Source organism: Rhodoferax sp. AJA081-3 (genome assembly GCF_017798165.1).
Lineage (GTDB): Bacteria > Pseudomonadota > Gammaproteobacteria > Burkholderiales > Burkholderiaceae_C > Allorhodoferax.
In genome coordinates this window covers 4,645,266-4,665,131 of the sequence record NZ_CP059068.1, presented here as the reverse complement: position 1 = coordinate 4,665,131, position 19,866 = coordinate 4,645,266, and the positions used below count along the sequence as shown (strand labels likewise).

Sequence of the window (19,866 nt, the reverse complement as noted above, 5' to 3'; positions counted from 1 at the left end):
CCGCGCGCCTATTAGGCTCAGGTGATTTTGAAGACCGTGCGAACGGTTTTGCCACCCGCCTTCTCTTCAAACACCGCCCACTGCTTGATACCCTTCACCAGCACGAGGTTGCTGATGTCTTTGACCGGCTTTTTGGCCTTGAGCTTGGCGGTCACCCAGTCTTGCACGTGCGCGAAGTACTGGCCCTCTTTGCCAGTGGGAATCAGCAGCTCCTTGCCGGCAACGCTGCCCATGGATGTGACGATAAGTTCGGTGGCTGGCATCGTGCTAGTCGTTCCAGACTTTTTCCACCAACCGCCCTACTTCAATGGGCTTGCCATTGCGTGTGGCCTTCTTCCATTCGACCGGTGATGGCGCCATGCGTTTGGACTCCTTGGCATCCCACGTGGAAACTTTCAGCGCGAACACTACCGGGCCTTCGGTGACATCGAACGGCGGGATGGTTTTCACGCTGTTGGAGATCTGCTTGCGCATTTCCAGATCCAGCAGGGTGTCAAAGTCGAGCCAGACTTTGGACTTCTGCCCCGGCTTGACTGCCAGCACGATGAATCCCCCCACCGCCTGCGTGGCGCCACTGGCGACCACAGCCTCGCGCGCTGCGGCCTGCACCGCCTTGATGTAGTCCGCCATGGCGTCGATATTGGCTACGCGCTTTTCCATGATGGGGCTGGGCTGCAGCAGGACCACGTTGAAGTGGGTGATGGGCTCGGCTGCGTGGGTGCTGGCAGCGCCAAGCAGAATCAGGAACGAAAGAAATAGGGACCGCATAGTGGCTACACCGTTGACAGGGGTAGCAATTCTAGGGTGCAGCACCACCCGCCAAACCAGCGGTGGACGGGCTTCATACCAAAACGCTACAACATTTGTAGCACTTCATGTAGATAACACGGGGGCTAGAGCCCTAAATCACGTACAAGACCTACGCAAAATCCGCATCCAGCACCACCCGGTAGCGCGCCTTGCCCGAGCGCAGATGGTCCAGCGCATCGTTGGTCTTGCTCATGGGGAAATGCTCCACCTGCGGTGCAATGCCGTGGCGGGCGCAGAACTCCATCATCTTGGTCAGCACCACGGGCGACGGTGTGGGGGACGCCGAGATGCTGCGCTGCCAAGACAGCAGGCCGCCGGTCTTGACCTTCATGGCTTCGGTCACCACGCCCACCAGGTGCAGGCGACCCTTGGGGGCCAGGGTGTTAATCAATGCGTCCCACTCCAGGCTGGCGCCTACGGTGACCAGCAGAAAGTCCAGCGTGCCGGCAATCGCCTTCAGTTCTTTTACGTCTACGCTGCTGACCGTTTTGTGCGCGCCCAGTAAGAGCGCCTCTTCGCGCTTGGAGGGCGATGAGGTGAAGGCCGTGACTTCACAACCCCAGGCGTGGGCAAACTTGACCGCCAAATGGCCCAGGCCGCCGATGCCGACCACACCCACCTTGTCCGTGGGTTTGATGCCATGGATCACAAAAGGCAAAAAGGCGGTGCCACCGCCGCACATCAGCGGGCCGGCGCTGGCGGGGTCCACACCCTCGGGTATCGGCAAGGCCCAGCCCCAGTGCGCGCGCACCTTGTCGGCAAATCCCCCATGACGGCCCACAATGGTGGGCTGGCGCTTGGTGCACAGGTTTTGTTCACCACCCGTGCAGAAGTTGCAGTGGCAGCAGCTCTTGCTGTGCCAGCCAATACCCACGCGCTGGCCCACCGTGCGGCCTTTGGCCTGTGCGCCCACGGCAGTGATAGTGCCAATGATCTCGTGGCCGGGCACCAGCGGATAGGTGGCGGGGAACCACTCGCTGTCCACCATGGCCAGGTCGGAGTGGCAGACGCCGCAGTATTCCACCGCAATCTCCACGTCTTCGGGGTGCAGTTCACCGGGGTCGTAATCCAGGCGTTCCAAGGGGCTGCCAGCGCTGGTGGCGGCCCAGGCGCGGAACTTTGTTGCTGTCATGGCGGAACTCCTTCGCGTAAATTGGGCGAGCTTAGCGCCATTCACGCCCGGGTTTCCCCTTGGCTTGTAACGGTGGCGACTGCCCGTTTCATAGAGAAAGGCGGCGCATAATCAGCGCGGCATCGGATGTGCCGATACAAATCCCCCTTACAGAAGTTCTTACTATGCACCGCGTCGCCATCAGTAGCACAGGCATCTTTACGCCGCCCGAAGTCATTACCAACGAAGAATTGGTGGCCGCCTTCAACGCCTACGCCGCCCTCGAAAACGAAAAATACGCAGACGAGATCGCTGCCGGCACCCGCGCCGCCATCACCGACTCCAATGTCGAGTTCATCGAAAAAGCCTCCGGCATCAAGCGCCGCTATGTGATGAACAAGTCTGGCGTGCTGGACCCACGGCGTATGCGCCCTGAGTTCAAGGCTCGCCCCGACACCGAAATTTCGATGATGGCCGAGATTGCCGTCAAGGCTGCGCAGGACGCGCTGGCCAACGCCGGCAAGACTGCTGCCGATGTGGATGGCGTCTACTGCGCCGCCGCCAATATGCAGCGCGCCTACCCCGCCATGGGCGTGGAGATTCAAACCGAGCTGGGCATCAATGGTTATGCATTTGACATGAACGTGGCCTGCTCTTCCGCGACCTTTGCAGTGGAGATGGCCTACAACGCGGTGCGCACCGGCTCGGCCCGCGCAATCCTGGTGGTCAACCCCGAAATCACATCCGCCCACCTGGCCTGGATGGACCGCGATTGCCACTTCATCTTTGGCGACGTGTGCACTGCCATATTAGTGGAGCGACTGGACCTGGCGCCCGCGGGTGCGTTCGAGATTCTGGGCACACGCCTGCAGACCACTTTCTCCAACGCCATCCGCAACAACGCGGGCTTCATGTCACGCGCTGAAGACCGCGCCCCCGAGGACCGCGACCAGCTGTTCCGCCAGGAAGGCCGCCGCGTGTTCAAAGAGGTCTGCCCCATGGCTGCCGACCACATCTCCAGCCACCTGGGATCACACCAACTGACACCCACCGACGTGCGCCGCTACTGGCTGCACCAGGCCAACCTGAGCATGAACCAGTTCATCACCCGCCGGCTACTGGGCCGCGACGCCACGCTGGACGACGCGCCGGTGATCCTGGACGAGTTTGCCAACACGGCATCCGCGGGCTCCATCATCGCCTTCCACCGCCACAAGGCGGATTTCAAGGCCGGTGAGGTGGGAGTGATTTGTTCATTTGGCGCGGGGTATTCGATTGGCAGCGCGGTGGTGAAGAAGTGCCAGTAAAGGGCCAACTTCTGCCCCCCTTTGCTCCGCAGGGCACATAGCGACTGCCGGCCCAGCCCGATTAGACCGGACGTTCACCACCAGTCGCAAGCTCAGAGCTAATTCAGTGTTGCGTCTTGGCGCAACCGCTCGATTGCCAAATCCAGGAACGCGCGGACCCGCTGTGGCGCTTGGCGTCCCTCTCTGTGCACCACATGCACTGGCAATGCGGGGGGTTCAAATTCTGGCAAGACGGTTTTTAACTTTCCAGTGCGCAAGTGTTCTGCCACCTGATACGACAGCAGGCGAGTCAGGCCAAAACCGCCGACTGCGGCAGCCACAGCAGAGTCGTTTGTCGTAGTAATCATCCGCGCGTGGAGTCGAACGTTTCGAGGCTCACCTTTTTCCTGCAGTTTCCATTCGGGGTTTGGAGTCACGCTGCTGGCCGAAACAATGGTGTGAGCATGCAGATCATCGGGTGAAATCGGAATTCCGTGATGGGCCAAATAGTCCGGTGCTGCGCAGATCACGCGCCTGACCTGACCCACACGAATTGCCTGCATGGTTGAATCCGGTAACGCGCCAATCCGGACCGCTACATCCACCCCTTCATCCACCAGATTCACGACCCGGTCCAAAAACAGGCATGACGCGCTCACTTCAGGGTAGCGGGTCAGGTACTCTGTAACGATGGGAGTGACGTACATCCCACCAAACAGTACCGGTGCCGTGATGGTCAGCCTCCCGCGGGGAGATGTGTGCATGCCAGTCACGGATTCATCCGCTTCCAGCATCTCTGTCAGGATGCGCCTGCAATCCTGCACATACCGCTCACCCGCATCGGTAACGCGAACCGTGCGCGTGGTGCGGGTCAGAAGTCGAAGCCCCAAGTGGGTCTCCAACTCATTGATTGCCCGTGTCACAGCAGGGGGCGACATGTTCAGCTTGCGCGCAGCACCAGCAAACCCGTTCGTGTCCACGACGGCGACAAACACATTGATCAGGTGGAATCTGTCCATAGCATTCCGAAAAGTGGAATTGTGAATTGGTTTTATAGGTGATTCTATATTTAAATTGGATTAATTACAGTTCATCCATTCGCTGTGCCAGCAGCGAAGACAAGATCCAAACCACCGTAAACCCGAAGGAAATCACTATGTCCATCAAGCTACATCGCCATCCACTTTCCGGTCATTCACACCGCGTTCAGCTAGCGCTTTCTCTGATGAAACTGCCGCACGAACTGGTCGAAGTCGACCTGATGAAAGGCGCGCACAAGACGCCTGAGTTCATCAAACTCAGCCCCTTTGGTCAGGTTCCAGTGCTGGACGACAACGGAACAATCTTGTTCGACTCCAACGCCATCCTCGTCTACCTGGCCACAAAGTATGACGCCGACCGCCGCTGGCTGCCAAGCGACCCGAAAGGCCAAGCCGATGTACAGGCCTGGTTGTCGGTGGCGGCCGGACAGATCGCCTTCGGCCCTGCGGCGGCGCGGCTCATCACCGTGTTCGGTGCCAAGTACAACCCAGAAGAGGTGATTGGCCGTGCACATGGTTTGCTCAAGGTGATGGACACGCAACTATCCGCCAACCATTTCTTGGTGGGCAATGTTGCTACGCTGGCCGATATTGCGGGATACAGCTACGTATCAGCCGCGCCAGAAGGAAACGTAGATCTCTCGGCCTACCCCAATGTGCGGGCTTGGTTGGCACGTGTGGAGGCCTTGCCGGGCTTCGTACCGTTTCATAAGACAGCAGTTGGCATGGCGGGCTAAGCCAGCGCCACCAGCCCGCAAGGAGCAGACCATGCACCCCACCACCTCGCGAAACGACAACCCCTTTCATGCCGGTGAGCAGGCCGTTCACGAACGGCTGGGCATCCGCGAGCGCATGGTCGATGTAGGGCAGCGCGTCATCCGCACCGTGATGCCCGAGCAACACCAGCGCTTCTACGAACAACTTCCGTTCATGCTGGCGGGTTCAGTCGATGCGGCTGGCCGGACTTGGGCCTCCATGCTCGTGGGGCGGCCCGGTTTTGTCCAAGCACCGCATGAGAAGCGTTTGAACTTCAAGGTTCGCCCCATCCAGGGCGACCCAATCACCGAAGGGTTGACCATTGGTGCACAGCTCGGCTTCCTGGGCATAGAGTTGCACACGCGCCGACGCAACCGCGTCAATGGCCATGTCGTCGCGGTCGATAAAGATGGCTTTGGCATCGAAGTAGACCAATCGGTGGGCAACTGCCCCCAGTACATCCAGGGCCGCGAGTTCCAGTGGATTCGCGAAGCGGGAGACCTGATGCCGCGCTCTATCGAGCCACTGAACCGACTGGATGCCGACGCGCGGGCATTTGTCGAACGCGCGGATACGCTTTTCATTGCCACGCAGGCACCCGCTATCGACGGCGCCCCAGATAAGCAGACCGGCCGTGGTGCTGACGTTTCGCACCGCGGCGGTAGGCCCGGCTTCGTAAAGGTCGAGGATGAGCGCACTTTCCTCGTACCCGACTTCACCGGTAACTTCTTTTTTATGACGTTCGGCAATTTGGAGTTGAATCCACGCGCTGGCGTGCTGTTCGTCGATTTCGAAACCGGCGACCTGATCACGCTGACTGGAACTGCAGAAGTTGTGTGGGATGGCGACGCGCTCAAGGCCTTTGACGGCGCTGAACGTGCCTGGCGATTCCGCATTGATGCCGGCTGGCGTCTGCGCGAGGCCTTGCCGTTGCGTTGGGCTTTTCGCGAGTTATCGCCCCATTCCGCCATCACAGGCACCTGGGCCGAAGCGGAAGCGAAGCGCGAAGTGCACCGCCTGGCCCAGACTTGGCGACCATACCGCGTGACCCGCATTGTGGAAGAAAGCAGCGTCATACGCTCCTTTTATCTTGCACCAACCGATGGACGTGCGGTACCGCCGTTTCTGGCCGGGCAACACTTACCCATACGCATCAAAACCGCAGCAGGTGAGGAACTGCACCGCGTGTACACCATCTCGCAGGCACCCAGTGACGACGGCCTGCGCTTGAGCATCAAGCGCGAGGGATTGGCCTCAAGCCACTTGCACGACCATGTTCACGAAGGCGGCTTGATCGAGGCAATGGGCCCACGCGGTCAGTTCACCATCGACGACAAGCTTCGCCGCCCCGCGGTATTGATCGGCGCGGGCGTGGGCATTACACCCATGGTTGCGTTTGCACGCCACGTTGTCACTGAAGGCTTCCGCAACCGGCGCACACGCCCACTGCACGTGATCCAGGTGGCGCGTGATGCAGCGCTTCGGGCCTTTGGCGACGAACTGCAGGCCTTGGCGCAGCGGTCCAACGGTGCGATGAAGCTGCTCGTGGTGCTGGATAGCGACGCTGATGCACAACCGGGCGCGCATCCAGGTCCTCTGACGATAGACCTGCTCAAGACCCTGTTGCCTTTCGACGACCATGAGTTCTTCCTCTGCGGCCCGCCCGGCTTCATGCAGGCGCTCTACGACGGTCTTCGTGATCTGGGTGTGCGCGACGAACGCATTCAGGCAGAAGCATTCGGACCTTCATCGCTAAAACGTCGCCTGGATAGCGCAACGGCATTGCCGCCACCGCCATCCCCGGCAGCGAAACAAGCCACTGTGCGCTTTACGCGCACGGGCGATACGGCCGAGTGGACCCCTGATCGCGGTACGTTGTTGGAATTCGCCGAAGGGAAAGGCCTGAGTGCGCCGTTCTCCTGCCGCGCCGGGCACTGCGGATCCTGTGCCACGCGCCTGACTGCTGGCACGGTGACCTATGCCGAGCCAACCGCTTGGCGACCACCCGAGGGCGAGGTATTGCTTTGCTGCGCTGTGCCCGCAGCAGGCAGCGGTCGCATCGACCTGGACCTTTGAGGCCACATCATGCTTCCATCACCGTTCTTTTCAGAAACACCCTATGGCCTAGGCGATGACACTGCCTGGCTTGGTCGAGACGTTATGCAGGCCCTGCTGCGTTTGCGCCAACAACACCACTCCACCACCAACTCCGGAGCTACCAATGACACCCCCATCCACAGACCCCACCTCACCTCGCCCTCCTGTTCCACCGTTCACCCGCGAGACCGCGGTGCAGAAGGTGCGCCTTGCAGAGGATGCCTGGAACACGCGTGACCCACAACGTGTGGCGCTGGCCTACACGGTCAACACGATTTGGCGCAACCGCACCGAGTTCCCGGTTGGGCGTTCCCAAGTGCAAGCCTTACTCGAACGCAAGTGGGCGCGCGAGCTCGACTACCGGCTGATCAAAGAACTGTGGGCTCACGACGGTCACCGTATCGCGGTGCGGTTTGCCTACGAGTGGCGCGACGATGCCGGCAACTGGTTTCGCTCCTACGGCAACGAAAACTGGGAGTTCGATGAACATGGCTACATGCACCGGCGCTTAGCCAGCATCAACGACAAGCCGATTGCAGCAATCGATCGCAAATTCCATTGGGCTCAGGGCCGCCGGCCCGATGACCACCCAGGGCTGAGTGAACTCGGCTTGTGAACCCGCAGGAGCACCTTATGAACCCCAATACCGTCATCAACACCGACGTCGCCATCATCGGAGCTGGAACTGCTGGTATGTCCGCCTACCGCGCAGCGCTGGAGCAAACATCGCGCGTACTCTTGATCGAGAGCGGTCTCTACGGCACTACATGCGCGCGCGTTGGCTGCATGCCGAGCAAGCTTCTGATTGCCGCCGCCGATGCGGCGCATGCAGTGGTCGGTGCGTCGCGCTTCGGCGTGACTGCCGGACTACCAACGATAGATGGCCGTGCCGTAATGGCGCGCGTGCGCAGCGAACGTGACCGATTTGTTGGTTTTGTAGTTGACACCGTTCAGAACTGGCCAACCGAACAGCGGTTGGTGGGTCATGCCCGCTTCGTGGATGATCACACGCTGCAAGTGGGTGCTACACGGGTGAAGGCGCAGCGCATCGTTATCGCCACCGGCTCGCGCCCTGCGGTGCCCCAGGCCTGGCGGCTTGCCTTGGGTGACCGGCTGATTGTGAACGACGATGTGTTTAACTGGACAGATCTACCGCGCTCCGTAGCAGTGGTTGGCCCGGGCGTTATTGGCCTGGAACTGGCGCAGGCCTTGCACCGCCTGGGCGTGCGGGTGCGGCTTTACGGCCGCAGTGGCCGAGTTGGCCCGTTAACCGACCCTCAATTGCAGGCACTGGCGCACCACGTGTTCGCGGCCGACCTACCCCTGAGTGTCGACCTTGCCCATATCGAGCCGCGCCGTGAAGGCGATAGCGTTGTCGTGCGTGCCACAAACCGTGACGGCAATGTGCACGAAGAGCACTTTGACTGGCTGCTGGCAACCACGGGGCGACGACCCAACGTCGATCAACTCGGCTCGAAAACACAACCCCTGCCAATGGATCCCAATGGCATTCCGGTGCACGACCGGCGAAGCGCGCAGGTGGCCAACCGCCCCGTTTTCATCGCCGGGGACGTCAGCCAAGACCGACCACTATTGCACGAAGCAGCCGACGAAGGCCGCATCGCTGGCGGCAATGCGGGTCGCTTCCCTGATGTGCGCGTGCGGCCGCGGCGGGCGCCCCTGGCGGTGGTATTCAGCGACCCGCAGATCGCACTGGCTGGCGCTAGCCATTCTGAGTTGATGGCTGCTGGCATTGCTTTTGAAACCGGCCGCGTTTCGTTCGATGACCAGGGGCGCAGTCGCGTGATGGGCCGCAACCAGGGAGCCTTGCACGTCTATGGAGAAGCCGCAACGGGCCGCTTCCTGGGTGCAGAGATGCTGGGCCCGGCCGCCGAACACATTGGCCACTTGCTGGCGTGGTCTGTACAGCGAGGCGACACCGTGCAGCAAATGCTCGACAGTCCGTTCTACCACCCGGTGGTGGAAGAAGGCCTGCGTACTGCGCTGCGCCAGCTGCAACGCGCGCTGCACATAGGGCCACCGCCAGTGGAGCGCTGCCTGGACTGTGGTCCAGGCGCCTGAGCAGCCTTTCTTCAAAACACTTAACAAAGGCATACCCATGATCGACGTCTACACCGCCAACACGCCCAACGGTGTGAAAGTTCCCATTGCGCTGGAGGAACTGGCCGTACCGTACCGCGTGATTCGTGTTGACCTGGGCGCACTAGAGCAAAAGCGCTCTGACTTCCTGCGCCTCAACCCGAACGGGCGTATTCCTGCCATTGTCGACAACGACGGGCCGGGCAATGCGCCGCTGAGTGTGTTTGAGTCAGGGGCCATCCTATGGTACCTGGCGGAAAAGTTCCCGGGGCTCATGCCCGAGAGCCCCGTCGAACGCATCCGCGCGTTGGAGTACACGTTCTTCCAGGTCGGAGGCGTAGGACCGATGTTCGGGCAGGCGGGCTGGTTCATGCGCCACAGCGAGCCAATGCCACTGGCAGTCGCGCGTTACCAGACTGAATCCAACCGCTTGACCGCCGTGCTCGAAGCACGCCTCCAGGTATCGCCCTGGCTGGCTGGCGAGAGCTACTCGGTGGCCGACATCATGAACTTCGGGTGGCTGCGCGCCGCGCAATATGCCGGCGTGCCGCTCGACAACTATCCCGCTGTGCGGGCATGGGTTACCCGCATGGCCGCGCGACCTGCCGTAATCCGTGGGCTACAAGCGATTGCCTGACAGCGCTTCGTCCAGCGACGGTAGCGGCTCTAACCAACATGTTGGGCCAGCCACTGTGTAGGTGTTTGCCCGAGCCGCTGTGTAAACGCACGCGTTAGCGCATTGGGGCTACCGTAGCCCACCTCGTCGGCAATACTCTTGACCTGCCGCCCTTGAACAAGAAGTGCCTGCGTTACGCTGAGGCGCCAACCAGCCAGGTACTCAATCGCGGGCTGGCCGACGACGTCTGCAAAGTGCGCGGCGAAGCGCGCACGCGACATGCCCGCCAACGCCGCCAACCCTTGCAAAGTCCACGGCACAGCGGGCTGCGCATGCATTGCATGGAGTGCTTTGGCCAGGCCGGTGTCGGCGAGGCCAGCGACCACACCTGACTTCAGCAGCCCACACGCGATCGCATGGCGCAGCATGTAAACCAGCACGACCTCGCACAGGCGATTGAGCACTGCGCCGCGTCCTCCATCTTGCTTGTCAAAGGCTTCGGTAAACAACGCTTCGAGCACACCGGCAAGTGCAGGGGCTTCATTGATCGGCAGCACCAGCGGCTCGGGCAGACCATGCAGCAGCGGGTTGCCGAATAGCGAACCGAATTCAACAGATGCACACACGAGGTCTGCACCTTTGGCCTGGTCTGCGCTCAGCCGATGCTGGGTGGACCTTGGGAAGAAGATCAGACTGGGCTCGCTCAATTCACGCACGGCACTGCCGGGTTTTGTTAATAGAAGCCGTCCAGCCTTCAACAGGTGGAAATGCCCGGCCCCGTGGTCTGGGTCGAAATTGACCAAGCTGCAAAGATTGCCAGCGTAGAAGACCCGAGACCTCAGTTCGAAACGGTCCAGAAGTGGTGCGAGGTGATCATGCATGCCTTCATTGTTTCATTCGCTCAGAAACAAGGGAACTATCGAAACCAACAAGAGTTCATTCCGGGATTCGCAATGACGTTCGCGGCATCAGCCGCGCGGTGGTGCCCAGCGGGCCGACAAGAAATAGTCGACCGACCAACGACCGCCGCCGCGACCGACCAAGTACAGCAGCAGTGTGGCCCAACTCAGATGGGAAGGCCAGGCAGCAGGGTACACGAATAGCTGTATCACCAGGGTCATGACCAGCAACGCTGCCGCCGACAAGCGTGTACCTAGTCCTAGCACCAGAAGAACTGGGAATGCGTGTTCGGCGTAGGTAGCCAGGTGTGCGGCCAGGTCTGGCGCCAGCAAGGGAAGTTTGTACTCGTCCTCAAACAAGGATACGGCGGTTTCGCTCACGGTAAGCCAACCCTCGACCTTGGTGCGTCCTGAAAGAAAGAATACCCCGGCCATGGACGCTCGCGCCCCCAGGGCCAAGAGGTCGTGGCTAACCCACCGACTAACTCGTTCACCCAGGGCGGCAAGAAATTGGGGTCGTTCGGCATTCGCCGAGATAGTTGGCTTTATGAAACTATTCATGGGTGGTGTCCAATTTTTTTGGGGGGGAATTCGCTCGTGCTCGACCAAAGCACATTGGCTCAGGCGCAATGCAGCGGAGCGGGAGAGGTAATCCCGCTCCGCTCGGATCAGCTCAGTGACTTCGGAGTCTTGTGGCGCAGTTGAGGCCAGTTGGATTCGGCCTTCTTATTGTTGCCGTTCACATCTTCCAAGTATTTCTTCTGCACATCCTTGTTGACGTTCAGATACAACTTGTCGTTGGCAATGGTCCAGGCAGTCGGGTCACCGTCAAGCTTCTTCTCCAGCGCCACACCCATTGCGCAGAAGCCGCCGAACTGGGGTGCATACTTAGCGGGGGCTGACTTGAAAGCATCACGGTTAGCTGCACTAGCGAACTGGTAGGTCACGCCATCATGTTTGTATGTGTATTCGGCTTTGCCAGCGGTCGGCGCGCCAACAGTGAAGTAGGCCACTGGGTCATGTCCCTTGAGGCCAACACCCTTGGCGTCGACGTTGACGGCAGAAGTCGAGTTTTCATCATAGGCAAAGCTGGTGACCGGTGCCATTGCAGCGCCCAAAGCAATGGTTGTGGCGACTGCAAGCAGTGTGGCGCGAAGTTTGTTCGGTTTCATGTTGTATTCCTTTAATTGGAGGTTGGTGGTTGGAGTTGGAAAAATGTCAGGCTCGCATCACGCGGACGTGTTTGTGAGCTGACGCGGGAAAAGTTGACAGTGGTGTGTTGCAACATGGAGTTCAGTGTAGAAATTGCGGTGCCAACGCAAGTGGCTCTGCGTCTCGTAAAAGTGTCTTGGCGTCTTGTCAGGTTCCTTCGGTGCGAGGCTGGCCCAACACTGTTCCACTAGTCGAAAGAGTGGATTGCCTTTTGCGGCTGTTCCGCACTTCAGGATCGCGAGGCATAGTCACGCCATTCGTCAACCCAGCCGCAACACACGACCATGGCCATCCATTGCCTGCACCCATCTCCCAACCGTGAAGCCCCATCAGCAACACTGGCAGCCGGTGAAGTGCCGATGGCATTTGCCCCCAGTGTTGAACTGTCCAACGGCACGTCCTGCATTCCACAGCACTACCTGCGCTACCACCAGACGCCCCAGACGATTTCGGCTATCGTGGCGGACCTGCACTTTGACAGCCACACGCCAGTATTTGCCAATGCCGACGACCACGGCATGTATTTGCAAGTCGGGCTGATCGGTCGTGAGAACTATGACCGAGCCCCTGCCGTGCGACCACTGAAGCTGGTTTACGGACGCAAGTGGCGCATCGACGCCGACACCCCCACGTCGGAGATCATCCAAACGGCGTTTCTCGCCATCAAGAAGGTCCGCGAACATGAAGTACGCGAATTGCTAACGATCTCAGACAGCGCCAGCGGCAAGGTGAGTACCCCGTTTAGCAGCCATCTCGATTTGCCGCTCATGGCGCGCAACTCCGACTTGGTGGCCGCGCCCGACCACCATGCCCAAGCGACACGCACCGTACGCATTGCGCATTTCCTGGAGCACGTGCGCTTTGGGCAGCGGCAGATTGTTATGCAGGACTTAATGCCCCGCCCCCAGGGGGTGACCTTGGTCGACTTGAAGCTGGGCACCTTGCCACTGGCACGCCAGGTCGAGGGGGACTTGCCCGAGTTCAACGACCTGCAGTTCACCGTGCTGCTCCAGACGGTGAACCAGAGCGAGTTGCTGCACGAGATCATGGCCGCCATGGTGGCGCACAGCGACCGCCAAGTGGACGAGCGCTTCACCTACCAGGGCTTTGCACGCTTCAGCCGTGCCAACGACCCGCTGCGCATTGCGCAACTTTCAATCGCCACGCGCCCCTATGCGCGGGATTCCGCCAACACCAAGTTCACACCAATCTTCAAGGCCATGAACTACGCGGTCGATGCGTCGCGCGCACCCTCGCTGGGCCAGGGCCGCTTGGCCGAGAAAAACCGCCGCATGATTGACGCCCACGGCCCGAAGCTGGCGGGTCACATGCCGCAAGGTTTTGCACCGCTGGCGCAATGGCTCCGCGCTTGAATTGACACCGGCGCAGCGAAACAACATACTGCAGTCGACGGGCGCCATTGCTTGTCGCGAGGACCCACATTGTGATTACCCTGACACAGGACAAGGTGAGCGATAGCTTATCCAGCGACCCCGACCGTCTGCGACAACTGCACGAGCATATTATCCAGTCGGTCAGCGACGGCGTTCACGTGGTTGACGTCAATGGCATCGTGCTGATTGAGAACGCGGCCTCCGCAAAGATGCTGGGCTGGTGTGGCGACTGCCTGGTGGGCAAACATGGTCACATGGAGATTCACCACCACCATGCAGACCTGACCGAGCATGCACTAGCGGACTGCCCGATCTATGCCACGATCATGGATGGTCAAACGCGCCACATCAAAGACGATGTGTTCTGGCGTCAAGATGGAGCGTGTTTCCCGGTCGAGTACACAACCGCGCCCTTGCGCGACAACCATGGCGTGATCTATGGGGCCACCGTTGTGTTTAGAGACGTTACCGAGTTGAAACGTGCACAAGCCCGGTTGCTGCGCATGGCCCAGTACTGCCCGCTGACCGATTTGCCGAACCGCGCCCTGTTTTCAGATCGTCTCCAATTGGCGTTGGCACTGGCCAAGCGCAACCAGACAAAACTGGCATTGCTATTCATCGACCTGGACGAATTCAAACCCATCAATGACACGCTCGGTCACGCGATGGGTGACGCTTTACTGCAAAAGGCCGCGCAGCGCATGAGCGCGTGTGTACGCCAGTCCGATACGGTCGCACGATTGGGCGGTGACGAGTTTGTGGTTTTGCTGCCGGTGGTGGAAGGACCTACAGACGCCCTGGCAGTGGCGGAAAAGATTCGCCATGCTCTGCACGCAACGTTTGAGCTGGACGGACACGTTGTCCAGATTTCCGCCAGCATGGGTGTTGCGATCTACCCCGACCATGGGATGGACGAACTCGCACTGACCCATAGCGCAGATGTCGCCATGTACGCGGTGAAGACCCATGGACGCAATGGTGTCCGTCTGGCAGTAACTGCCGGCCAGTGACGCGAGGCGCCCCACGCGTCGTCGTCCACACCTGACGTCAGGAGCTGGCCAGTTGGGCATAGGCCTTGGGTGCTTCCTCGAACGGAAATAGCGCGTCAATCACCGGGTGAATCTGGTGCTGTACTATGAACTGTGTCAAGCGCTGCAATTGCGAGGCAAAGCCAGTCAGTACGCCGATTTGTGCAATCTTGCCGCCAGGGACAATGGCCGGAATCGACCGGTCGTAGGTATCGGGGCCACCCAATTCCAGGATCTGGTCCCCACCGCGGCCGGCTGTCAACGCAGGCGCCATTTTTCCCAATCGGGGTGGGTGTGATTTGTTCGTTTGGCGCGGGCTATTCGATTGGCAGCGCGGTGGTGAAGAAGTGTTAGTGGCGGGGTAGCGCCTTGGCCTAAGAGTAAGGTAGTAATGCCTTGGCAGCTTCGATGCGCAAGTGCATTTCTACCGATTGGTCGTTCATGACCTCTGTCAGGAAGCGCTTGGCGTTTGAATCGCTGTGTTGGGTGGGCGGAGGTACCACGGGAGTGCTGACTGGATGGGTCGCTGCGATTCGTTCGACATCGGAAATGACCTGGTCAAAGATCGCCTCAAACACTGCCGCCTTGATAGATTTGAGAGGTGCAAGAACATTGGCCTGCGCTTCAACACTCGGGTACACATCCAGTCCTGGCGAGTCGGCGAATATGGCTGCCAGGTCAGGGGCAACAAAAGCTGACCATAGTCCCGTAATTTGCTGCAGAGCGGGTACCACCTGGGCATGCCGAGTTTCCGTGGGCAGCATGCTGATGCGCTCCGGCACAATATGGCTCAGAAAGCGCTGGCGCAGGGACTCCAAGAAGAACGACGCCTCTGCCGCAGTAACCGGTTCAGTCAGCGAGAACCACAGCTGGTAACCGTCATTTCCCGTTACCGCAATCGCCGGAGGCGGCAAATCCAGGTCACTCTGCACACGCTGCCAAACTGCGGAGACCACGGACCAGTCTGCAGGGCGAGCGAGTTCTATCACCATTGCACGAACACGCCCGTCCACCGTCATTAAGCCTGGAGCATCGGCGGTAGCATCGTCAACAAGGTACAAGCGATGGAATTCAGTTTCGAGTGGGTTCATTCGGGGAATATACCGTGCGCACTACGCTTGAGTTTGCCAATTGACCACCATACGGCGCGTCAACATTTACTTGGCACGAGGGGGCCATTCACCATTCTTTTCAGTACGCCAAATACCAATTGGGAGCGTCGGAAGTGGGCCAATCCGGCTGCACGCGGATACTTCCTGCGGGTCGCCAGACCACGCTGGACGAAGCACCCGTGATCAGAACGAACTGGCCACCCGTAGATGGAAGTAAAAGCGCTACGTTTTCAGTAGCGTCTTAACCATACTCGACGGGGGCTAGAGCCCGATTTAGCTCAAAGCCCTCTTCAACCGGATCTCTTCCACTCGCGCCGTGCCAATGGGCACGGTCTTGGCGCTGCTGGGTTCGCGCTTGAAGCCGGCCAGCTCGTGGAAGCGCAGGGCGCGGTCATTCGCGATGGCAATCCACACGGTGGCGTGGGTGCAGCCTTCTTCCATCAGGCCTTCGCGGGCGGCGTCCCACAGCGCCAAGCCGGCGCCCTGGCCGATGTGGCTGGCGGCTACATAGATGTGCCAGATCTCACCCATGGTCTGGGGGGTGCCCTTGTCGCGCGAACGGTCGAAGCCGACAAAACCGACGATGGTGTCGCCGTCTATGGCGACCTGCACCTGGGGTTCGGCGTATTCGATGGCTTCGCGCCAGTAAGACTGGGGTTTCTCCAGCGCGGCCACGGGCACGGGTGCATTGGGGGTTGCGGACTTGAAGGCCTCGCACACGCTGGCGTTGTGGAGTTCGGTGATGCTCTTGGCATCGCGCAGGGTGGCGGGGCGGACCGTGAATGTAGTCGTAGCGGACATGGTGTCTAAACGTAAGCCTGAAGCAAAACAATATTGAGAAATAAGGGGGGTGATTGTCGCTGCAAAACGAATTCGCGCTGGCCGACGGCAAATCCGCGCCGGGCCGCCCCAAGCGGATTTAGCCCCCTCGGGGGGCAGCGACCCGCAAAGCGGCGGAGCGTGGGGGCAACGTCCCCTGGTGCCTATTGGGGGAAACACCGCGTTCGCTGCCTGCGTCACCTAGGGTCAACACCATTGCCAGTGCCCTGGGGGCCTCACAGAATGGATTTGTCTTGCTCACTTTTTCTGCCTTCTCCCACCAGGACTATCCATGACCGAACCCGTGAACGTTTTGCCCAGCGACCTGCCCCTGCAATGCCTGTACCGCTGGGAGCGCGAGCGTGGTGACCAGATTTTTCTGACCCAACCCATGGGTGCGGGCCAGGTGCAGGAGATCACCTGGGCACAGGCCGCCGACCAGGCCCGGCGTATTGCCACCTGGCTGCAGGCCCAAGGCTGGCCCGAGGGCAGCCGCGTGGCCATCATCGGCAAGAATAGCGCGCACTGGATACTGGCTGACCTGGCCATTCTGATGGCGGGTTATGTGTCGGTGCCCATCTACCCCACCTTCAACGGCGAGGCGCTGGCCTACATCCTGGCGCACAGTGAGGCCAAGGCCTGCTTTGTGGGCAAGATGGATGGGGTGGAGAATTTGGAGACCGGCATACCCGCCGACATGCCGCTGATCACCATGCCGCTGGCACCCATGCGCAAGTCGCTGTTGTGGACCGACCTGCTGGCCCACAACGCGCCACTGGCTGGCACGCCGGCACCGCCCATGGATGCCCTGTGCACCATCATCTATACATCGGGCACCACCGGCAAACCCAAGGGTGTGGTGCAGACCTTCCGCGCCATTGCCTGGGCCCTGAGCTCGGCAACCCGCCGCGTGCAGATGGGCGACAGCGAACGCTACATCTCCTACCTGCCATTGGCCCACGTGGCCGAACGCATGTTGATCGAACAGGGCGCGCTGCGTTTTGGTGGCCATATCTTTTTTGCCGAATCGCTGGACACCTTTGTGCAGGATCTGCAGCGGGCGCGGCCCACGGTGTTTTTCTCGGTACCGCGGCTGTGGGTCAAGTTCCAGCAGGGGGTGTTTGCCAAGATGCCGGCAGACAAACTCAAGCGCCTACTGGGCATTCCGCTGATTGGTGGCCTGGTGCGGCGCAAGATCCTCAAGGGCCTGGGCCTGGACCAGTGCCGCATCGCCGCGGGCGGCGCAGCGCCCATGCCGGCCGATGTGTTGCAGTGGTACCGCAAGCTGGGCCTGGACCTGATCGAGGTCTATGGCATGACCGAGAACTGCGGCGTCTCCCACGCCACGCTGCCAGGCGGGCGCGACACCGGCTCGGTGGGCCTGCCTTATGACGGTATCGAGAGCCGCATAGACCCGACCACCGGCGAAATCCAGATGCGCAGTAACGCGCTGATGCAGGGCTACTACAAAGACGCATCGGCCACCGCAGACGCGATGACGGCCGACGGATGGTTGCGCACGGGGGACAAGGGCAAGATCGACGCACAGGGCAACCTGAGCATCACCGGCCGGGTCAAAGACATCTTCAAGACGAGCAAGGGCAAATACGTGGCGCCTGCGCCGATTGAAGACCTGCTGGTATTGCACCCCGACATTGAAGCCTGCGCTGTCACTGGGGCCAACCTCTCGCAACCACTGGCCCTGGTCATGTTGTCGCAAGATGCGGTGGCGCGTTGTGCGTCCGCAGACGCCAAGGCCGCACTGACCGAATCACTCACACGGCACCTGGCCACGGTGAATGCCAAGCTGGAGCCGCATGAGAAGCTGGATTGCCTGGCGGCCATCAGCACGGCCTGGACACCCGAGAATGGGTTTGTAACCCCCACACTCAAGGTCAAACGCATGGTTGTGGAAGACGCTTATGCCAACCAGTATGAAGGCTGGTTGGCGCAGCGCAAGCCCGTGGTCTGGGCCGGTTGATCAGCTTACGGGGCAGTCACGCGGGTAGCGTCGAGGGTGACTGCTGTCTGCGACAACAGACGACCTGTCACCACTGCACCGGTGCCCGCTGAGATCAGGGTCTGGCTCAACAGAATGCCCTTGAAGTTGGACGCTGTTCCCAGTGTGGCCTTGCCAGAGACTTGCCAAAACACGTTCTTGGCCTGGGCACCACCGCTGAGGGTGATAGCCGCACTGCTGGCCACGGTCAGGTCTTGCCCGATCTGGAAAATCCACACCGCATCCGGGCCGCCCGACAGGGTGACGCCCACACCCGTCACCAACACGCCCGTGCCCCATTTGTAGAGACCGGGTGTCAGGGTCATGCCGCTGATGTTGCCGGCACCCAGTTCGGTAAAGTCTGGCAGCGTGCGGCCGGCCGCATCGGTGAAGGCAGTCTGCATATCGCTGATGGCGGTGGTCATGCTAACCGGGGTTGGGGGTGCGTAATCGGCAGCGTAGACCTTGCCCATCACCAATGACGAGGTAGCGAAGGTATTGGTAGCGTCCGCAATCAGGCCAAAGCCGGTGATGAAGCTGGCAGCCGCAGGGCTGACACCGATGTCACCCACGATGGCGGTTGCGCCTGTGGTGGAGATACCGGTTTTGGCCAGCACCACAAAGTTGCCACTGCTACCCAGGTTGACCGCAGCACGGCCAGCTACTGCAGTGACGGTCACTGTGGCGGATGCTGATTTACCACCAGACAGAGCAGTCACGACCGCAGAGCCTGCCGACACACCGGTTGCAACACCGGTGTTAGCTACCACGCTGGCGACCAAAGGCGCACTGGAGGCCCAGACCGCCGCCGTTGTGATATCTGCGACGCTACCGTCCGAGTAGGTTGCCATGGCCCTGAGGTTTTGTGAGCCGCCGACCTGCAAGGCAGCCGTGAGCGGCGTGATTGCAATGGTCGACAAGCTAGCCGCACTGACGACCAAGCCTGCTGTACCCGACTTGCCGCCGAAGTTGACGGTGATCAGGGATGAGCCACTCGCCACACCGGTCACTACACCGGTGGTCTGTACCACGGTGCCCACCGCTACCGTACCGGAGCTCCAGCTCGCAAACTTGGTAACGTCACGGGTGGTGCCATCACTGTAGTTAGCGGTGGCAACAAAGGGCTGCACGCCGGCGACGGCTATGGTTGACGAGGCAGGTGTTACCGTCACCGACAACAAAGTAGCCGCCGTCACTGTCACCGCGGCGGTGTTGGTCTTGCCCTCATACGTGGCGGTGATTGCAGTTGTACCGGCGCTGACGCCAGTGACAACACCTGTGGCCTGCACCACCGTGGCGATGCTGGTTGCACCCGATGACCAGTTGGCCGTGGTACTGACGTCGCGGGTGGAGCCGTCACCAAAGCTTGCTATGGCCACGAAAGCCTGCACGCCGTTGATGGGCACCGCGCTGGTGGCTGGGGTGACGGCAACCGAGACCACCACACTGGCCGGTGGCACCACGGGGCTTGTCTCTTGCCCGCCGCCGCCGCCACAGGCGGCTAGCAGGGTGCTGAACAGCAGTGCCATGAGCCATGGCAGGATGCTGAAGGGGTTGTAGTTCTTATGCATAAGGATTACCTGGGTT

Annotated in this window: 20 protein-coding genes; 9 read left to right on the top strand and 11 right to left on the bottom strand. The window is 60.5% G+C overall.

The window, feature by feature from the left end; all coding sequences use genetic code 11:
• Nucleotides 1-17 precede the first annotated feature (17 nt).
• The 3 genes from HZ993_RS21860 to HZ993_RS21850 form a co-directional block, all read right to left on the bottom strand.
• Entirely contained in the window at nt 18-263 is a 246-nt protein-coding gene (locus tag HZ993_RS21860) for a hypothetical protein (protein ID WP_209394806.1), read from the bottom strand.
• 4 nt (nt 264-267) lie between these two features.
• Nucleotides 268-768, bottom strand: a complete 501-nt coding sequence (locus tag HZ993_RS21855) for a hypothetical protein (RefSeq protein ID WP_209394805.1) — start codon at nt 766-768, stop codon at nt 268-270.
• A gap of 151 nt (nt 769-919) precedes the next feature.
• Nucleotides 920-1,942 carry an NAD(P)-dependent alcohol dehydrogenase gene (locus HZ993_RS21850; protein WP_209394804.1) on the bottom strand — a complete coding sequence of 341 codons (1,023 nt, stop codon included), beginning with the start codon at nt 1,940-1,942 and terminating at the stop codon, nt 920-922.
• A 164-nt stretch (nt 1,943-2,106) separates the two neighbouring features.
• Between HZ993_RS21850 and HZ993_RS21845 the strand changes: the two genes are divergently transcribed.
• Nucleotides 2,107-3,228 carry a beta-ketoacyl-ACP synthase III gene (locus HZ993_RS21845; protein WP_209394803.1) on the top strand — a complete coding sequence of 374 codons (1,122 nt, stop codon included), beginning with the start codon at nt 2,107-2,109 and terminating at the stop codon, nt 3,226-3,228.
• A 98-nt stretch (nt 3,229-3,326) separates the two neighbouring features.
• Here HZ993_RS21845 and HZ993_RS21840 read toward each other — a convergent pair whose 3' ends face one another.
• The gene (locus HZ993_RS21840; protein WP_209394802.1) at nt 3,327-4,226 is read right to left on the bottom strand and encodes a LysR family transcriptional regulator; all 900 of its coding nucleotides are present in this window, start codon (nt 4,224-4,226) and stop codon (nt 3,327-3,329) included.
• 143 nt (nt 4,227-4,369) lie between these two features.
• On the opposite strand from HZ993_RS21840, the gene HZ993_RS21835 reads away from it, so the two are divergent.
• The 5 genes from HZ993_RS21835 (at nt 4,370) to HZ993_RS21815 (ending at nt 9,837) form a co-directional block, all read left to right on the top strand.
• Nucleotides 4,370-4,984 (top strand): glutathione S-transferase family protein, encoded by a 615-nt coding sequence (locus HZ993_RS21835; protein ID WP_209398675.1) that lies wholly within the window; start codon nt 4,370-4,372, stop codon nt 4,982-4,984.
• Nucleotides 4,985-5,015: 31 nt separating this feature from the next.
• On the top strand, nt 5,016-7,079 hold the full coding sequence (locus HZ993_RS21830; RefSeq protein ID WP_209394801.1) for a pyridoxamine 5'-phosphate oxidase family protein: 2,064 nt from the start codon (nt 5,016-5,018) through the stop codon (nt 7,077-7,079).
• Between the two features lie 145 nt (nt 7,080-7,224).
• On the top strand, nt 7,225-7,716 hold the full coding sequence (locus tag HZ993_RS21825; protein ID WP_209394800.1) for a nuclear transport factor 2 family protein: 492 nt from the start codon (nt 7,225-7,227) through the stop codon (nt 7,714-7,716).
• 17 nt (nt 7,717-7,733) lie between these two features.
• Nucleotides 7,734-9,182: a dihydrolipoyl dehydrogenase gene (locus HZ993_RS21820; RefSeq protein ID WP_209394799.1), complete on the top strand. Its 1,449-nt coding sequence runs from the start codon at nt 7,734-7,736 to the stop codon at nt 9,180-9,182.
• 37 nt (nt 9,183-9,219) lie between these two features.
• Complete coding sequence (locus HZ993_RS21815) at nt 9,220-9,837, top strand: glutathione S-transferase family protein (protein WP_209394798.1); 618 nt, start codon at nt 9,220-9,222, stop codon at nt 9,835-9,837.
• A gap of 29 nt (nt 9,838-9,866) precedes the next feature.
• On the opposite strand, the gene HZ993_RS21810 is transcribed toward HZ993_RS21815, so the two are convergent.
• From HZ993_RS21810 to HZ993_RS21800, 3 genes are all read right to left on the bottom strand, one after another.
• Complete coding sequence (locus HZ993_RS21810) at nt 9,867-10,697, bottom strand: AraC family transcriptional regulator (RefSeq protein WP_209394797.1); 831 nt, start codon at nt 10,695-10,697, stop codon at nt 9,867-9,869.
• An 87-nt stretch (nt 10,698-10,784) separates the two neighbouring features.
• Complete coding sequence (locus tag HZ993_RS21805) at nt 10,785-11,276, bottom strand: DoxX family protein (RefSeq protein WP_209394796.1); 492 nt, start codon at nt 11,274-11,276, stop codon at nt 10,785-10,787.
• Nucleotides 11,277-11,383: 107 nt separating this feature from the next.
• Nucleotides 11,384-11,887, bottom strand: a complete 504-nt coding sequence (locus tag HZ993_RS21800) for a YHS domain-containing (seleno)protein (protein ID WP_209394795.1) — start codon at nt 11,885-11,887, stop codon at nt 11,384-11,386.
• A gap of 324 nt (nt 11,888-12,211) precedes the next feature.
• Between HZ993_RS21800 and HZ993_RS21795 the strand changes: the two genes are divergently transcribed.
• Nucleotides 12,212-13,300, top strand: coding sequence for a hypothetical protein (locus tag HZ993_RS21795; RefSeq protein WP_209394794.1), 1,089 nt, complete (start codon nt 12,212-12,214; stop codon nt 13,298-13,300).
• Nucleotides 13,301-13,371: 71 nt separating this feature from the next.
• Nucleotides 13,372-14,331 (top strand): sensor domain-containing diguanylate cyclase, encoded by a 960-nt coding sequence (locus tag HZ993_RS21790; RefSeq protein WP_209394793.1) that lies wholly within the window; start codon nt 13,372-13,374, stop codon nt 14,329-14,331.
• Between the two features lie 37 nt (nt 14,332-14,368).
• Here the strand turns inward: HZ993_RS21790 and HZ993_RS21785 are convergent, their stop codons facing one another.
• The 3 genes from HZ993_RS21785 to HZ993_RS21775 form a co-directional block, all read right to left on the bottom strand.
• On the bottom strand, nt 14,369-14,623 hold the full coding sequence (locus HZ993_RS21785) for a zinc-binding dehydrogenase (RefSeq protein ID WP_209394792.1): 255 nt from the start codon (nt 14,621-14,623) through the stop codon (nt 14,369-14,371).
• Nucleotides 14,624-14,723: 100 nt separating this feature from the next.
• A complete protein-coding gene (locus HZ993_RS21780) occupies nt 14,724-15,440 on the bottom strand; it encodes a hypothetical protein (protein WP_209394791.1) in 717 nt (238 codons plus the stop codon).
• Nucleotides 15,441-15,734: 294 nt separating this feature from the next.
• Nucleotides 15,735-16,262 (bottom strand): GNAT family N-acetyltransferase, encoded by a 528-nt coding sequence (locus tag HZ993_RS21775; RefSeq protein WP_209394790.1) that lies wholly within the window; start codon nt 16,260-16,262, stop codon nt 15,735-15,737.
• 310 nt (nt 16,263-16,572) lie between these two features.
• Here HZ993_RS21775 and HZ993_RS21770 point away from each other — a divergent pair, with 310 nt between their 5' ends.
• Complete coding sequence (locus HZ993_RS21770) at nt 16,573-18,261, top strand: AMP-binding protein (protein ID WP_209394789.1); 1,689 nt, start codon at nt 16,573-16,575, stop codon at nt 18,259-18,261.
• Between the two features lie 5 nt (nt 18,262-18,266).
• Here HZ993_RS21770 and HZ993_RS21765 read toward each other — a convergent pair whose 3' ends face one another.
• Nucleotides 18,267-19,850: an ice-binding family protein gene (locus HZ993_RS21765; protein ID WP_209394788.1), complete on the bottom strand. Its 1,584-nt coding sequence runs from the start codon at nt 19,848-19,850 to the stop codon at nt 18,267-18,269.
• Nucleotides 19,851-19,866 lie beyond the last annotated feature (16 nt).

Coding starts and splice junctions, on each gene's coding strand:
- HZ993_RS21795 (WP_209394794.1), top strand. CDS start 12,212: ATGGCCATCCATTGCCTGCACCCATCTCCCAACCGTGAAGCCCCATCA.
- HZ993_RS21765 (WP_209394788.1), bottom strand. CDS start 19,850: ATGCATAAGAACTACAACCCCTTCAGCATCCTGCCATGGCTCATGGCA.
- HZ993_RS21840 (WP_209394802.1), bottom strand. CDS start 4,226: ATGGACAGATTCCACCTGATCAATGTGTTTGTCGCCGTCGTGGACACG.
- HZ993_RS21775 (WP_209394790.1), bottom strand. CDS start 16,262: ATGTCCGCTACGACTACATTCACGGTCCGCCCCGCCACCCTGCGCGAT.
- HZ993_RS21850 (WP_209394804.1), bottom strand. CDS start 1,942: ATGACAGCAACAAAGTTCCGCGCCTGGGCCGCCACCAGCGCTGGCAGC.
- HZ993_RS21860 (WP_209394806.1), bottom strand. CDS start 263: ATGCCAGCCACCGAACTTATCGTCACATCCATGGGCAGCGTTGCCGGC.
- HZ993_RS21770 (WP_209394789.1), top strand. CDS start 16,573: ATGACCGAACCCGTGAACGTTTTGCCCAGCGACCTGCCCCTGCAATGC.
- HZ993_RS21855 (WP_209394805.1), bottom strand. CDS start 768: ATGCGGTCCCTATTTCTTTCGTTCCTGATTCTGCTTGGCGCTGCCAGC.
- HZ993_RS21810 (WP_209394797.1), bottom strand. CDS start 10,697: ATGCATGATCACCTCGCACCACTTCTGGACCGTTTCGAACTGAGGTCT.
- HZ993_RS21800 (WP_209394795.1), bottom strand. CDS start 11,887: ATGAAACCGAACAAACTTCGCGCCACACTGCTTGCAGTCGCCACAACC.
- HZ993_RS21820 (WP_209394799.1), top strand. CDS start 7,734: ATGAACCCCAATACCGTCATCAACACCGACGTCGCCATCATCGGAGCT.
- HZ993_RS21830 (WP_209394801.1), top strand. CDS start 5,016: ATGCACCCCACCACCTCGCGAAACGACAACCCCTTTCATGCCGGTGAG.
- HZ993_RS21825 (WP_209394800.1), top strand. CDS start 7,225: ATGACACCCCCATCCACAGACCCCACCTCACCTCGCCCTCCTGTTCCA.
- HZ993_RS21785 (WP_209394792.1), bottom strand. CDS start 14,623: ATGGCGCCTGCGTTGACAGCCGGCCGCGGTGGGGACCAGATCCTGGAA.
- HZ993_RS21845 (WP_209394803.1), top strand. CDS start 2,107: ATGCACCGCGTCGCCATCAGTAGCACAGGCATCTTTACGCCGCCCGAA.
- HZ993_RS21815 (WP_209394798.1), top strand. CDS start 9,220: ATGATCGACGTCTACACCGCCAACACGCCCAACGGTGTGAAAGTTCCC.
- HZ993_RS21780 (WP_209394791.1), bottom strand. CDS start 15,440: ATGAACCCACTCGAAACTGAATTCCATCGCTTGTACCTTGTTGACGAT.
- HZ993_RS21805 (WP_209394796.1), bottom strand. CDS start 11,276: ATGAATAGTTTCATAAAGCCAACTATCTCGGCGAATGCCGAACGACCC.